Genomic DNA, 15,453 nt, shown 5'->3' on the forward strand with positions numbered 1-15,453 from the left:
CACTTTTTTAATACACCGCTCTATTACATGGAAAATGCTAATGTTTTAATTACTCCCTATGTGGTCTCTAAACAATTAGAATCTACTTTATCACTTCTTACCATCTCAAATCCCCAAATACTCCTTGGTTAGCACGTCCTGGACAATACCAATACTATATAGGGATTTCTCCGTTTTGGTCGTTGCGATCATTAATGTTTGTTCAATACTTTCATCTGTAAAACTCATATAAATCGGTGTGTTTGGAAAGGTCTCGGATAAATCAATTCCTTCCATCAAATCGATGTAATCCTCATCAAAACAAATAAAAATGTGTGTCAGTTTATGTTGATGTTCATCAATGACGTTTTTTAAGGAATCCTTCTCTATTTGAAAAGGAATTTTTTCGATATGGTTCGAATGGGTTATCTTCGGAAACGCATCCAATATGGTCACATTCAAAGGATATGCTGGACTATGTTCCCGATAAATTCGTTCTGCCTCCTGTACGATTTGTTTACCTAATGCATGATAACCAACAATTAGAAAATGATACGGACGCGGTTCCTCGAATAGAGACAAATGTTGTTTCCAAAATCTTTTTGCTAACGCTTCGTATACATTAATGACCTCCACTGGAAATGAGAAATGCTCTACTTTCTCCAGAAAAGAATTTAATTCTGCTTTATACCGATTATCATCAATATGAATCAATAGCTTCTTAAATGATAATTGGATATTTTTTTCCCGAGCAAACTTTTCCAAATTCATTAGAACGGTTAAACTATCTTGATCGCTTGGATGAAAAAGAGAGATAGATGCTGCTTTTTTCACTCCAGTGACTTGAAATATCGTCTCATCCCGTATAGGTGCTTGGATAACAATGACCTTCATATCCTCAAGCATGTTTTGTGTTTTTGGCGTGATTTTTTCATCTACTACAATTACACTCTCGCGGTTTGCACATAAATTCTGAATCAAATCATGACTCTTTTCATTATAACTAAAAATGATATGATGATTCCCCATTACCTGTGCTGTGAAGAGTGATATTTTTTTCTCCAAGGTCCGATACATAGCAATGAAAATGGTCGTAATCGTATAAGAAGCAGCAGTCCATCGTGCTATTTCCAATAAAAGCGGATAACGAATGGGACTGGAGCCATCTACCGTAAAAACATCTGCTAAATCTAGTAAATAAAGCCGGAATGTAAAATAGAGCGCATTAGAAATAGAGTGCTGATCCACCGAATAATGGTAGAATCCATAAAAACCAGCTATAAAAGCCAATAAAAATAAAAAAACATGCAATGCATATCGCAAAGTACATAACAATACCATTGGGAAAACAAGTAAGTATACACATAAAATCAATTTAATGGTGGAATCCATGGATGCATCCATTGGCACAAAAAAAGTGAAAAGCAAAATCACGGCACCAATTACCACATAATATAAAAGGATGATATGTTGTATAGATTTAAATTTGTCCCGCAAAATAATCACTCTTTTCCTTCCAGTTCACGTAATGCAACTAACGTGTTTAACGCAACTGTTGGTCAATAAAATGAATCGTTTGCTTTAGGCTTTCCTTCGCTTCCGTTAACTGATAATTAAACTGATATTCATGTGAAATTTCCTTATCAAGATCTTTAAAAAATAAGGTTTGAACAGGAATACCAAAGTATTTCAATTCCGCCGCAAAAGCAATACCTTGATCTTGAAAAGAGAACGTATTTCCATCTGTAATATAAGTTGGCGGAAAATCTGTAGTAATATATTCCTTTACCGAGGCTTGCTTTATCTCATCACTCTCTTTCCAATCTTTCGTTCCTATAAAAGCCCTGGCAACCGTGCTCGTAAAAAATTTCATAAAAGGATCACTGGACTGTACCGTTGTCATTTGCTGTAGATCCAATGGGCCACTGAAGGAGATAAAAGCATGAATAGAATCTTTAGGAATAATTTGTTCCACCCCCATCTCCTTTGCATATGTGTCGTTTGTTTGTAAAGCAACATACTGGCCAGCGATTTGGGCACCAGCAGAGTCACCACCAAATAATACCGACTGAAGGTCTAACATCGGAAAATCCTTCCTATGTGCATGTATATAGCGATAGACTTCATCTAATTGTTTGATTTGACCTGGATATTGTAAACTTGGCGCCTTTTCATAATTCATAGCAACTACCGCTATTTGATTACTAGCGGCAATGTAAGTAGAAAACTCAGCAACCCCTTCTTTATCTCCACCAACATATCCCCCACCATGCACCCAAAATAATACCGGCCTCGCTTCATCCACACCATCTGGATAATAAATATCAAACGTATTATTGTCGTAACGGGATGTATATGCAATATCCTCTAATTTACGCACTTGAGAAGCAGCTGTTTCATAATGTGCCTGATCGGTAATGGTAATTGGTTGATCAAACATACGCTGGATCAGAAAAACTCCTGGTTTTACCGATACTTTAAATGCTATAAGGATACCGATGATAGCGATGCACACCAAGCCTATAAATCCTAAGATGATTTTCCAAAAAACTTTCATACTTACCCTCCTTTATACATCCACCATTCCATAGGAAGAAACATCAAATCCAAGGATGAATTTGATGTTTCACTTTATCACAGATTAACTGGTTGTAAGACCCCTACTTCAAGAGTTTTGTTGATTACAAGAATAGTAAGTGGGGGTTCAACAGCCAGTAAAGGCCTGATTCGTTCAACTAACAATCAGTGGGGGAGTGCGAATCCCCCACTGATTGAAGGTCACTTTATTTATTCTTTTTCGGATTTAATTTAGCTACATGATCAAAGTAGAAATTGCGTTTACCTCCTTTCCATAAAACAAACACAACATGAATGAACAGAACAGCCCACATCAAGATCAGAATGAGTAAAATAATGACTGCTCCCCATACATGGTAGAGATAAAAAACAGATTCCATATCAATCTTCATTTGGGACACACCTTGATGTATACGCACCAATAAAAGCGGCAAAGATATGGCGATGGTCCGTTTCATTAACGCAACCGATAACGGCTGATTTTCAGGAACTGTGGTCAATTTAAATCGCATAAATCCTGTTCCAATTGTTTGTCCATTTCCAATCAAAGGAATGACATAGAATACAATGATAAACGCAACGATTGTATAGATAAATTCAATAAATCCGTTATGAATAAATAACCCAATCGTAAGGGACCAGCTTAGCTTAATGACAAGATAATCGATTAATATCGCCAATAATTGGGAGAGGGGTGGAACAAGCTTCTTTTGCTCTCCCTTCGCTATGACAGCCTCCTTGGAAGGGAATAGAGCCAGCAAAATGGGGGCAATTAGAAAGCCGAATAATGCCCCAGTGCTATTTAATAGTAAATCATCCACATCAAAAATACGGTATGGACAATTGTAAATCCCATAAATTCCAGTAACCTGGGTGATTTCGTAAAATAAAGATAAAGCAAACCCTAATCCGAATGCGCTAATCCAATGGCGGCGCTTATTCATGAAATACCTTAAATAGACACCAAATGGCAATAATAATAAAAAGTTAAATGCAGCCTGGATAAAAGCATTTTGTTTTAAAAGATTTATATAAGTTGATGGCTGAGACAACACGACTGAACCATCTTTAAATATATCTTTTATAAAAGTGAATGGTGTTAAGGAATAATGTACGGTATCTGCAGGCTGCATGGAACAAGTATCTCTAGTAGACGGAAGTGGTAACAATACCAAAAATAATGCAGTTAACATATAATATGCAAAGGAATAAACTACAACCGACTGCCACAGGCTTAAATAACCATATTTTCGATAGCTGTATATGAACCATGGAATCATAAGCAGAAATCCTAGAGGAATAAAGATAAGAAAAGCAATATGTATGGATTCAAAATAAGTAGACATGAAAAAAGCACTCCTTTAGCAAACGGGCCATTACAATTTATCTTGTAATCTTTATACCCATTTTCCCCACGGGATACTCATAAATCAGCGACTCTTCTATTTTCTAAAATCCGATTAAGAAAATATTTGCAAGCACAAAAATTGTAATCATGAAATAACCAAATAAAATAATAGACATATGATATTTCTTCTGCATATAAATGACCCCAATAAATTCGCGGATTAAAGCATTTAACCAAAAATAAAATTTCGTTTTTGCCCCAGCACCATCACTTTTAAGCTTCACTTTTCGAGCCCATAACAAAGCTCGGAACACATGAAAATTATTCGTTACAGTTATGGTGTGATAGGTATTGGAATGTTCCTTAACAGACGCATCTGCTTCTATCAACCGCTTCGAAAACAATAGATTTTCATACGTATTTACGGCTTTGTTTTCAATGATTATATGTTCCTTTTCCAGACCTTTTTCAAGTGCATATGCAGCCATCGCTTCTCCCTCTGCCAACGCTTCATCTGAGCCTTGTCCTCCAGTAAAAATAACCTTCACTGGATGAGTGTCAGTATGAAAGCGACGAAACAAGGCAATTCCTTTATCAATTCGACTTGCTAAAAGCGGCGGAACCTTATCACCAATTAATCCACTGCCCAAGACAATGATATAATCATATGTTTTAAAAGGCATCGGAATTCGATTAAGTAATGAAGAAACAGCAAATAGTAATAATAAACCAATAAAATAATAGACACTAAATGTAATCAATAAATAAAACGCCATCCAAAAAGGATTCGTCCATTTGGAAACAGAAAAAAACGGAGCAACAATAGCCCAGACGATAAAAAATACACCAAGTGCGATTGACAAAAAATTCCGTAGCTTTGTTCCTTCCTTTTTGATGAGCTGAATCCCCGAAGAAATTAATAAAATAATAAATGATGCAAAATAAAATGGAAATAAAACAACAACAGGTGCAACCACTATCAATGCAAAAATTAGTGCAATATGTTGTTCATATATTTCTAACGTAATAATGATAAATACAATTAAAGTCATGGCCCAACACAAAAATACAGCTCCAAATAGTAGCGATCGTCGTTCAACGTAGAATAATAGTAATAAAACAATGGTGAGTACGATAGTAATGGCGCCTAACATATTGTCCTCCTAGCAGTAAAAGTACGTTATCTTATGGATAATTATAGCAAACAACATTTGACAATACATCTCTGACCCAAATTTGACAGCTTGCCAATTTCAAATGGTTATCATACATAGGTTATAGCTTTTAATTTTTGATGCAGCCATGCTTACAAAAATCAATATGAGCACAAAAAAATACACCCCAAATGATTGTAATCATTGGAGTGCAGTTCATCACTTCCTATCATTCGACTGCGAATATATAGGAATAAATTGGCTGGTTACCTTCATGTACCTCAATTTCAATGTCTTCGTACGCTGCTTCAATATATGCAATTAACGCATCCATTTCTGCTGCATCCGATTCTTCACCTTGAAGAATGGTGAGGATTTCATCATCTTCTGTAATAATTTCCTTGAGCATTAATTTAACAGTCTCTAAGCGGTTTTCATGGGATGCTTTTATGTCGCCATCAACAATTCCCATGAAATTTCCTTTTTCAATGGTAATTCCATTGATTTGTGTATCACGCACAGCATAGGTAACTTGTCCTGTTTTTACGCGGCCACATTCTTCCTGCATGCGTAATTGGTTATCCTGCATACTGCTTTCCGGCTGGAAGGAAAGTAAGGAACTAATTCCTTGTGGGATTGTTTTGGATGGGATCACCACAACTTCTCCATCTGCCAGTTCCGCCGCCTGTTCCGCAGCCATAATTATATTTTTATTGTTTGGCAAAATATATACTTGCTTTGCATTTGCTTGCTGGATAGCATCCGTAATATCCTTTGTGCTTGGGTTCATCGTCTGTCCGCCTTCGATAACAACAGTCGCTCCCAAGCTTTCAAACAAAGCCTTTATTCCGGAACCCATTGCAACCGTAATGATGGCATGTTCTGATTGTTCTTTTGACTTGGCGTCCTCTTGTTTGGTTCCAACGATAGAAGAATGCTGCTCACGCATATTTTCGATTTTCATATTAATGAGGCTGCCGTACTGCTGACCAAGCGTCATTACTTTTCCAGGATATTCGGCATGAATATGTACCTTAACAACCTCTTCATCAGAAACAACAAGCAGGGAGTCACCATATTCGCTCAATTCATTTCTAAATTGTTCTTCATTAAATGGTGAATTACTTATTTTTTCATCCTCGAATTTCACCATAAATTCTGTACAATAGCCAAATTCAATTTCCGAGGTATCCATAAAGTCCTGAGCAACCTTATGATGTTCTGCATTAATCATTTCGTCCATTTCAATGGTATCTGCAGTTTCCGGCAGGTCCTCACCTTTCAATGCAGCAAGAAAGCCTTCATAAATTGTTACGAGCCCTTGTCCACCTGAGTCCACTACTCCGACTTCCTTTAGAACCGGTAATAATTCTGGTGTCCGTTTTAAAGAAGCTTTCGCCTCATCGAGCACCTTCTCTAAAAAGATGGTAATATCTGCTTCCTTTTTTGCTTCGGATACTGCAAAATTCGCTGCATCCTTTGCTACAGTCAAAATAGTTCCTTCAACAGGCTTCATGACCGCTTTATAAGCGGTCGTTACACCACTTTCCAATGCAGCGGCTAAATCTTTAGAAGTAGCCGTTTGCTTTTGCTCCAGACCTTTAGCAAATCCACGAAAAAGCTGTGAAAGGATAACACCAGAATTTCCACGTGCACCCATCAACAGCCCTTTTGAAAATGCTTGGGCCACCTCCGAAATGTCATTACTCGCGGCTTGTCTAACTTCCTTAGCACCAGAAGTCATAGATAAATTCATGTTCGTACCTGTATCTCCGTCTGGCACGGGGAATACATTCAAAGCATCGATCATTTTCGCGTTATTCGTTAAATGATGTGCGCCAGTGGCAATCATCTGCCCAAGCATGGCTCCATCAATTTGTTCTAGCTTCACGTTTCTTCCTCCTCATTACTGCACATAAGCATTGAAGAAAATTATTCCTTCGCTACACGCACTCCTTGTATGTAGATGTTTACAGAATCAATTGTTAGTCCTAATGATTGATTAAGCATATACTTCACTTGAGACTGCACGTTATGAGCTACTTCAGATATTTTGGTTCCGTAGCTGACAATAATATACATATCAATATCCAGTCGATTGTTTTCCTGACGAACGACTACTCCACGAGAGAAATTTTCTTTTCGCAAAATTTCTGCAATACCATCTCTGATCTGACTCTTGGAAGCCATACCAACAATTCCATAGCACTCTACGGCAGCTCCACCAGCAATAGTAGAAATGACTTCATTCGTGATCGTTACCAGGCCATCCTTCGTGTTTAGTTCGATGGACATATTCATCCTCCTTAAAAAAACTGTATCCTATGCCTATTTTACTATAAGCGTACCCATTTTTAAAGCAGACTCCATATTTTTCCCAATATAACAATGACGTATATCCTTTGTTCTGTCAAGTTATAATTCTTGATACACGTATTGCAATCTCGAATAACATATGGTAAATTGTATAAGTATTCATATGACACATGTTAGAGTAGGAGGGATTAACATGGCAAGAAAATGTGTGATTACCGGTCGTCAAACGCGAACTGGAAACCAACGCTCCCACGCCATGAATTCCAACAAACGCAGTTGGAAGGCGAACGTACAAAGAGTCCGTATCATGGTAGACGGAAAACCAAAACGTGTTTATGTTTCTGCACGTGCCCTTAAATCAGGTAAAGTAGAACGCGTATAACATAATGAGGACAAATGAAAAAGACACCCCTGGTTTATCAGTGGGTGCTTTTTTAATGGACAAATTTAATTCTTCTATTCGTTAAGATTCAATCAGGTTGTACAAAAAAAGTGCTTCTGCCAAAATCAATTGACAAAAGCAGAAAGTCCTATTTTTCCTTTTTAAAAACACCTATAACAACACGAATGAATCCACCGATGAATCTTGGGAGTTTAATTGTATAAAATCGCATTGCATCCCCCTCCTCCATATCCAAACAGCCCTAACGCAGAATCGTATTCTCACTCGCATCACGACTCTTTATTAGTAATAGTATGCCTTCCTTATAAAAAAAAGTACCACTATTTGCTTGAAGCTTATTGGATATACAAAGCGTGGATCCCATCGTTAATGTTGTGTCTTCAAGTGGATAGAGAAAACCAGTCAATGTAAGCCCTTCTACAACAGGTGTAGCGGGAATAAATGAGATATGTGTATAATGCGAATCTGACATCACCTGATGCATACCAGGTTTTGTTACCTCTACATAGTTATCTTTATCTATTAATATGCCTGTAATACCACGATCTTGAATTAATATGAGGGTCTGCATATTAATAAACATATGATCCAGCCTGCCTCCGGTTGCGCCAAATAGAAAAATAGCATCCGGATGAAGCTTAAACGCTTGCTGAAGGGCCAATTCAAGATCTGTTTCGTCCTTCATGGATGGATGCGTTTGGATTGTATCCGCATGTTTCTCAATTTCTATAAATTCTTCTCTAGCTACGGAATCAAAATCTCCAATCGCAATGGACAATGGAAGTTGACTTTGTAAGATGGATAATGCTCCACGGTCTGCACCAATCCACACGTCTACGTCATTCCGATAAGCATTTAAATTCGGGAGTAGCGATGCTGGTCCATTGGCTACAATACCTATTGTCGTCATTTACGCCTTCGCAGCCTGTCTGATTGCAGCAATAGCTTGCTTACGATCGGTTTGATTAAACACGGCACTTCCAGCAACCAAAACATCTGCGCCAGCTTGCGCGCATAACTTAGCTGTTTCAGGGTTCACGCCGCCATCAACTTCAATTTCAAAGGTAAGCCCCAATTCCTTACGCCAATCTGCAATATGTTTCACTTTATCAAGCGCCAATGGAAGGAAGGATTGACCACCAAATCCTGGATTCACAGACATTATAAGTACTAAATCCACATCTGGTAATATATCTCTTATCATCTCGACAGGTGTACCAGGATTGATGACAACACCCGCCTTTACGCCAGCTGCTTTAATCTGTTGCAAAACCCGGTGCAAGTGAATACACGTTTCCTGATGAACAGTAATAATCGTGGCACCCGCTTTAGCAAACGTTTCAATATATGCTTCCGGATTGTCTATCATTAAATGGACATCCAATGGAAGGGCAGTTACAGGGCGAATCGCCTCCACAATAAGTGGACCAATGGTAATGTTTGGTACAAAATGACCGTCCATAACATCTACATGGATATAATCTGCACCTGCTTCTTCAACCTCTTTTATTTCTTGACCAAGTTTCGAAAAATCAGCTGATAGAATGGATGGAGCAATTTTTATCATATTAATACCTCGGCTTTCTCGATTGAATTTCTGCTAAAAAGTCTACATAATGCTCATACCGAAATGATGGAATCTCCTGTGAGGCTACTCCAGCCTTAATTGCACATTGTGGCTCTTTCACATGCAGACAACCACGAAATTTACACATACCGGTTCGTTCTCTAATCTCTGGAAAGCACCCGCCAAGTTCCTCTGCTTCCAGTCCTTCGAAATCTAATGCACTAAATCCAGGTGTATCCGCTACTAATCCGCCATTCACTTCAATTAGCTCGACATGACGCGTCGTATGTTTCCCCCGCCCAAGACTTTTAGATATATCTGCTGTCTTTAATAATAACGAAGGCTTGAGTGCATTTAACAAAGAAGATTTCCCTACACCAGACTGGCCTGCTATTACGGTTACCTTATTCGTAAAAAGTGCTGCAATCCGTTCTGGTTGTGCAGGCTCCTTGGATGAAAACAACTCGACATGATAGCCTAGTTGTTCATAGCTCTGTTTATATGCTTGAAGGGCTGCTTTTTCTTCCTCTGTAGCCATATCCATTTTCGTAATAAAAATGATTGGCTGAATTCCCTTTGCTTCAATTAAAACGAGAAAACGATCTAGTAATGTACTGCTAAAATTAGGCATGGCTGCGGAACTGACAATCATAGCCTGATCAATGTTTGCTATTGGTGGACGTACCAATTCATTGTGACGCGGTTTAATTTCCGTAATATATCCTTCTTGATTTGAATCCAAATCAAAGGATACAAAATCACCAACAAGTGGGGTTATGTTTCGTTTCCGAAACACACCCCGTCCTTTACATGGATAAACTTGATCTTCTGTCTGCACGTAATAAAATCCACTTAGAGCTTTTACAATACGACCTTCTGCCATTTATTCACCTTCCTTATAGGGCTCTGTCTTATCAATGATAACTTCATCATCACGAAGTACTTTATATTCTGCATGGCTATTTGGAGCAATGGTTAGTGTAAAGGTGAACTCCCCGTCCTCTGTAATCTTTTCTTCCTTATAAACGTCAGTAATAGAGTGGTCCATGTCACCGATGTATATTTTCACATTCTGTTCAATCGGATCTTCCCCTTCTTCGGGTTCTTCTTTTGGATTATATGGAACTTTCACCGTAATTTCCCGTGTTGCAGGCGGTAATTCCTTTGGTCCGATTGAAAAGACGACTTCAATGGTTTCATTTTTTTCCAATTGTGTGTTCGCTGCTGGCTTTTGCTGAATCACTTCACCTTTTGGTACGGTATCGGAATTCTCTTCCTTCATATTCATGTGTAATCCAACCCGATCCAAATAATCTCGAACTTCTTTTTCTGTCATCCCTTTTAAGTTGTTCAAGCTAATGAGCTCCGGTCCACTGCTTACTTCGAAAATTACTTTCGTTTCACTCGGGATTACTTTGGTACCTGGAGACGGCTGAATTTGACCGATTATTTCCCCTTCTGGACGATCAGAATGTTTTTCATATGAAATAACTTCAATATAATCATCCTCCAATAATCGCTTGATTTGATTAAAATCTTCTCCTACATAATCTTTAAACTCAATTTGTTCTTTCCCTTGGCTTACAAAGACTGTAACGGTATCGCCTTCTTTTGCGGTTCGCCCAGGCCGTGGATCTGTTTTCACCACTAAGCCTTCCTCTATTTCTTCATCCCATACAAGCTCTCTTTCTGCCTCGAGCTTAAATTTAGCTAATTCATCCACCGCATCACTATATTCCAATTCCGTCACATCTGGTACGGTGACGTCTTTAGGCTTCATGATGCCAGGAATAATAAATAATGCTGCTACTCCGGCTACTAATAAAAGGAAGATAATCAAAAGAATAATCAACCATTTTTTCTTTTTGTTTTTCTTTTTAGGCTTCTTTTCTTTTACTTTTTTTGATTTTTTAGCTTTTTTTCCTTTAGCTGGTTTTGCTTTCGGATCATCAGGAACTTTTATGGTCTCACTATCTGCATGATGAACTATCGTATCACCATTTGATTCACCATGAAGCTGATCATCCGTAATAATTGGAATAGCCTTCGTCTCCGCTCCTTCTTCTACAGGCGGGGCAAATTTCTCCACATGCAAATTACTTGAATCCAGTGCATGCACAAGACTATATTCCATTTCTTCCACGTTACGATAACGATGGAATGGATCTTTCGTGGTTGCCTGTAACACAATGTTTTCAACACTTTGTGGAATTTCCGGATGAGACTGTCGAATCGATGGTGTCTCACTTTGTAAATGTTTGAGTGCGATAGAAACTGGCGATTGTCCAGAAAACGGCAATCTACCTGTTAACAGCTCAAAAAATACAATACCAAGCGAATAAATATCCGATTTTTTAGTTGCCATTCCACCTCTAGCTTGCTCCGGTGACAAATAATGTACGGAACCAAGTATCGAATTTGTTTGTGTTAAGGCAGTAGCACTAAGGGCTATCGCAATCCCGAAATCCGTCACCTTCACTTGTCCATATGTATCAATCAATATATTTTGTGGTTTTATATCCCGATGGACAATTCCGTTTTCATGCGCATGACTGATTGCAGAAGTAATCTGCTTCATAATATTAATTGCTTCTTCCACATCCAATGGGCCATTGCGCTGGATGTATTCTTTTAGGGTCATACCATCTACATATTCCATGACCATATACAATATATGGTCTTCTTCACCAACATCAAATATATTTACAATATTGGGATGGGAAAGGCTTGTTGCTGATTTTGCCTCTCGATCAAAGCGCGCAATAAATTCTTCATCATTCGCATATTCCAATCGAAGTACCTTAATTGCTACTTCTCGATGTAATATCGTATCTGTCGCTAAATAAACGTTGGCCATCCCTCCGCCACCAATTGTTTCCTTAATTTGATAGCGATCACCTAGTAAATGTCCATTCAGCATGATGATTCACCCGCCTTTTCCAAAGCGTCGTATTGAATCAGGATGAGAGAAACATTATCTTCGCCACCGCGTGCATTGGCTAAATCGACCATTTCTTGTCCTACCTTTTCCAATCCATCAGACGACTGCATGAAAGACTTCAGCTCATCATCAAGTACTTTATCACTTAAACCATCAGAGCATAGTAAGAGCTGATTTCCTTGATCCCAGCTGATCGAACGAATATCCGCAGTGACATGTTGATCGGTTCCCAGCGATTTCAATACAACATTTTTGCGGGGATGTGACTGTGCATCATCCTTGGTAATTTCTCCGGACTGAACAAGTGCATTAACCAAGGAATGATCTTCGGTTATTTGGGTAAACCCAAAATCGTTCAACAAATAACACCTGCTGTCACCGATATGGGCAACACTAATGAAATCCTGTGCACAAATTGCTAACACAACAGTGGTGCCCATCCCATGGCACTCCTCATTGGCAATGGAACGTTCATAAATTTTTTGATTCATATATTGTAATGCTTTTGAAAGCCATGCTTCTGCATGCTCTGGACGTAATTGTGCTTCAGCATTTTTCCACTGTTCATCGATGAGCTGAACGGCCATTTTACTAGCTACATCGCCAGCCTGATGCCCACCCATGCCATCCGCAATGATTGCCAAAAGCTGTCCAGAATGATTATAAAAGATGCCACCTGCATCTTCATTATGTTTGCGCACTTGGCCTCGATCAGTCAAAAACTTTGCCTGCATCCTTCCACCCCTTTTCCAACCTGCCATTTCTTCTATTTTCTATCATTAGTATTACATAATTTCACAAAGAAAAGAATGATAATCTCTTCTATCATCGACGAATATGTCGGATTTTAAAGCTACTTCCTTCCATGACGTACAAATCGAACGAGAAAGAAGCCGTCTGTTTCATATTGCTGGGGGAATATTTGTAAACCGTATTTACTCACTCCAATGGATTGCTGCAATGTATCTGGCAATTCAGTGAAAAATGTCGGGTCTACTTCATAATCTGGATGTCGATTCAAAAACTGACTTACTACTTCTGTATTTTCTGCTGGATCCACTGTGCAAGTACTGTATACCAGCTTGCCACCTTGCTTTAATAACGGGGCAACCGTTTCTAAAATATCCGATTGTATTATAGACAGCCGTGCAATGTCCGCTTCTTGTTTACTATACTTAATATCTGGTTTCCCACGAATCACACCAAGTCCTGAACATGGTGCATCAACCAATATTCGGTCAAAGCTTTCAGGTGAATATAAAGAGCCTAATTTGCGGGCATCCATGGCTGAAGCGTCAATAATGGATAGCTGTAACTGCTTCGCTTTTTCTTTTATAAGACGGATTTTCTTATCATGCAAATCATGGGCTTTTACGGTCCCCATATTTTCCATCAATTCCGCAAGATGGGTCGCTTTACCACCTGGTGCACTGCATGTATCAAGCACTTGCATTCCTGGAATCGGAGCTAGCATTTGCCCAGCAAGCATCGAGCTTTGATCTTGAATGGTGAGCAGGCCGTCCAGGAAAAGTGAAGACTTCAATATATTCCCTTCTTCAATAGTGATTCCTTGTTCTGATATTGGCGAGGGTTTAACTGTAAATCCTTCCTGTTCCAACTGCTTCATTGCTTCTTGACGTTGAATGCGTAGGGCTTGTACCCGTACAGATATTGGCTTATGGTTTAAATTCGCTTGGCACATTGCCTCTGTTGTGTCATAGCCATAGCTCTTCACCCAGCGCTCAACCAACCATTGAGGATGGCTTGTTTCAATTGCAAGCCTCTTGATTGGATCCTTTATGCTATCTAAATTAGGTCGTCCTTGACGTTGGACATTTCGCAATACACCATTCACCAGTGATGCGATACCACGATGCCCACGTTGTTTAGCAATCTCAACCGCTTCATGAATGATGGCATGATCTGGCACTTTGTCCAAAAAGAACATTTGATAAATAGACATGCGTAGCAGCATCCGTACCCATGGCTTTAACCGTTGATTTGACTTCACAAATTCGTCAATCACATAATCCAAATAAAGCTTATGCTGTAGGGTGCCATACACTATTTCCGTTAATAGTCTTTCATCGATAGCGGCAATCTGGTTTTTCTTCAGTTCATGATTGATTAGTAGATGACTGTAGCCACCTTGTTCATCAATACGTATAAGCACATCAAGGACCGTATTCCGTAACGCATATTTACGCATGACCATCCCCCATGACTATTCCTGTCTCAATCCGTTTTTCAGAGCCAAGCAAGTATTCCTTCACGGTCATTCGTTTACTTCCCGCCGGTTGAATATCTGTTATTCTCAAAGCCTTTCCATTTCCACATACAGTTGTGAAAGAGTCCTCATCCTTTTCAACTATGGTACCTGATTGGATGCCATCAAATAATTTGTCTACAGGCTCTGCCCACCATATTTTCATATTTTTATGTTGATAGGTCGTAAAAGCCACTGGCCAGGGATGCAACCCTCTAATTTGATTATAGATTTCATGATGGGCTCGATTCCAGTCAATTTTCTCCTGTTCACGACGAATATTGGATGCAAACGTCGCTTTCGTATCATCCTGTTTTTGGGCAGTTATCTCCCCTGCAAATAATAATGGCAATGTATCAATAAGCAGTGTTGCTCCAACTGCAGATAGCTTATCATGCATGGTGCCAACATGATCATCCCACACGATTGGAATTGCTTGCTGTGCAAGTACATCACCTGCATCTAATTTTTCGGCCATGTACATAATGGAAATACCAGTCTCTTGTTTTCCTTCCATAATGGCATAATGAATCGGCGCACCACCCCTTAATTCCGGTAGCAATGAAGCATGTACATTGATACATCCATATGCAGGGATATCTAGTACGGCTTTCGGCAGTAATTGGCCATATGCGGCTGTTACAATTAAATCCGGCTTGCAGTCAACTATTGGTTGAAAGTCCGCACCCAGCTTTTCCGGTTGAAAAATCGGTATCTCATGCTTTAAAGCCTCTACTTTGACCGGTGGTGGTGTAATGATTTTCTTTCGACCTTTTGGACGGTCAGGTTGGGTGACCACCATCACAATTTCATAATTGGATTGAATCAGCTTTTGTAATACAGGCACGGAGAAATCCGGTGTCCCCATAAATACAATTCGTTTCATGTTCATTCCTACTTTC

The 15,453-nt window shown here is 39.1% G+C and carries 15 protein-coding genes; 1 reads left to right on the top strand and 14 read right to left on the bottom strand.

The features are described 5' to 3' along the window. Positions 1–105: 105 nt before the first annotated feature. The 6 genes from DX933_RS04840 to DX933_RS04865 all read right to left on the bottom strand — a co-directional run bounded on the left by DX933_RS04840 (position 106) and on the right by DX933_RS04865 (position 7,353). A complete protein-coding gene (locus tag DX933_RS04840) occupies positions 106–1,485 on the bottom strand; it encodes a hypothetical protein (RefSeq protein WP_123315352.1) in 1,380 nt (459 codons plus the stop codon). Positions 1,486–1,522: 37 nt separating this feature from the next. Then, the gene (locus DX933_RS04845; RefSeq protein WP_123315353.1) at positions 1,523–2,536 is read right to left on the bottom strand and encodes an alpha/beta hydrolase; all 1,014 of its coding nucleotides are present in this window, start codon (positions 2,534–2,536) and stop codon (positions 1,523–1,525) included. Between the two features lie 226 nt (positions 2,537–2,762). Further along, complete coding sequence (locus tag DX933_RS04850) at positions 2,763–3,902, bottom strand: VanZ family protein (RefSeq protein ID WP_123315354.1); 1,140 nt, start codon at positions 3,900–3,902, stop codon at positions 2,763–2,765. A gap of 103 nt (positions 3,903–4,005) precedes the next feature. Then, the gene (locus tag DX933_RS04855; RefSeq protein ID WP_123315355.1) at positions 4,006–5,058 is read right to left on the bottom strand and encodes a YdcF family protein; all 1,053 of its coding nucleotides are present in this window, start codon (positions 5,056–5,058) and stop codon (positions 4,006–4,008) included. Between the two features lie 229 nt (positions 5,059–5,287). After that, complete coding sequence (locus tag DX933_RS04860) at positions 5,288–6,949, bottom strand: DAK2 domain-containing protein (RefSeq protein ID WP_123315356.1); 1,662 nt, start codon at positions 6,947–6,949, stop codon at positions 5,288–5,290. 41 nt (positions 6,950–6,990) lie between these two features. Then, positions 6,991–7,353, bottom strand: a complete 363-nt coding sequence (locus DX933_RS04865) for an Asp23/Gls24 family envelope stress response protein (RefSeq protein ID WP_123315357.1) — start codon at positions 7,351–7,353, stop codon at positions 6,991–6,993. Positions 7,354–7,567: 214 nt separating this feature from the next. On the opposite strand from DX933_RS04865, the gene rpmB reads away from it, so the two are divergent. Then, on the top strand, positions 7,568–7,756 hold the full coding sequence (gene rpmB, locus DX933_RS04870) for a 50S ribosomal protein L28 (RefSeq protein WP_123315358.1): 189 nt from the start codon (positions 7,568–7,570) through the stop codon (positions 7,754–7,756). 148 nt (positions 7,757–7,904) lie between these two features. Here the strand turns inward: rpmB and spoVM are convergent, their stop codons facing one another. From spoVM to fmt, 8 genes are all read right to left on the bottom strand, one after another. Continuing rightward, positions 7,905–8,006, bottom strand: a complete 102-nt coding sequence (gene spoVM, locus DX933_RS04875; RefSeq protein WP_317843077.1) for a stage V sporulation protein SpoVM — start codon at positions 8,004–8,006, stop codon at positions 7,905–7,907. Positions 8,007–8,018: 12 nt separating this feature from the next. Beyond that, positions 8,019–8,687 carry a thiamine diphosphokinase gene (locus DX933_RS04880; protein WP_123315360.1) on the bottom strand — a complete coding sequence of 223 codons (669 nt, stop codon included), beginning with the start codon at positions 8,685–8,687 and terminating at the stop codon, positions 8,019–8,021. Continuing rightward, a complete protein-coding gene (rpe, locus tag DX933_RS04885; protein ID WP_123315361.1) occupies positions 8,688–9,344 on the bottom strand; it encodes a ribulose-phosphate 3-epimerase in 657 nt (218 codons plus the stop codon). It abuts the gene before it with no gap. A gap of 1 nt (position 9,345) precedes the next feature. Then, positions 9,346–10,227 (bottom strand): ribosome small subunit-dependent GTPase A, encoded by an 882-nt coding sequence (rsgA, locus tag DX933_RS04890; protein WP_123315362.1) that lies wholly within the window; start codon positions 10,225–10,227, stop codon positions 9,346–9,348. After that, positions 10,228–12,264: a Stk1 family PASTA domain-containing Ser/Thr kinase gene (pknB, locus tag DX933_RS04895; RefSeq protein WP_123315363.1), complete on the bottom strand. Its 2,037-nt coding sequence runs from the start codon at positions 12,262–12,264 to the stop codon at positions 10,228–10,230. It abuts the gene before it with no gap. After that, positions 12,258–13,019: a Stp1/IreP family PP2C-type Ser/Thr phosphatase gene (locus tag DX933_RS04900; RefSeq protein ID WP_123315364.1), complete on the bottom strand. Its 762-nt coding sequence runs from the start codon at positions 13,017–13,019 to the stop codon at positions 12,258–12,260. The genes pknB and DX933_RS04900 overlap by 7 nt, the downstream gene beginning before the upstream one ends. A gap of 119 nt (positions 13,020–13,138) precedes the next feature. Continuing rightward, positions 13,139–14,494: a 16S rRNA (cytosine(967)-C(5))-methyltransferase RsmB gene (rsmB, locus tag DX933_RS04905; RefSeq protein ID WP_123315365.1), complete on the bottom strand. Its 1,356-nt coding sequence runs from the start codon at positions 14,492–14,494 to the stop codon at positions 13,139–13,141. After that, a complete protein-coding gene (gene fmt, locus DX933_RS04910; RefSeq protein ID WP_123315620.1) occupies positions 14,487–15,437 on the bottom strand; it encodes a methionyl-tRNA formyltransferase in 951 nt (316 codons plus the stop codon). Before fmt ends, rsmB begins: the two co-directional genes overlap by 8 nt. Positions 15,438–15,453: the final 16 nt, after the last annotated feature.

Source organism: Ornithinibacillus gellani (genome assembly GCF_003730295.1).
Lineage (GTDB): Bacteria > Bacillota > Bacilli > Bacillales > Amphibacillaceae > Ornithinibacillus_A > Ornithinibacillus_A gellani.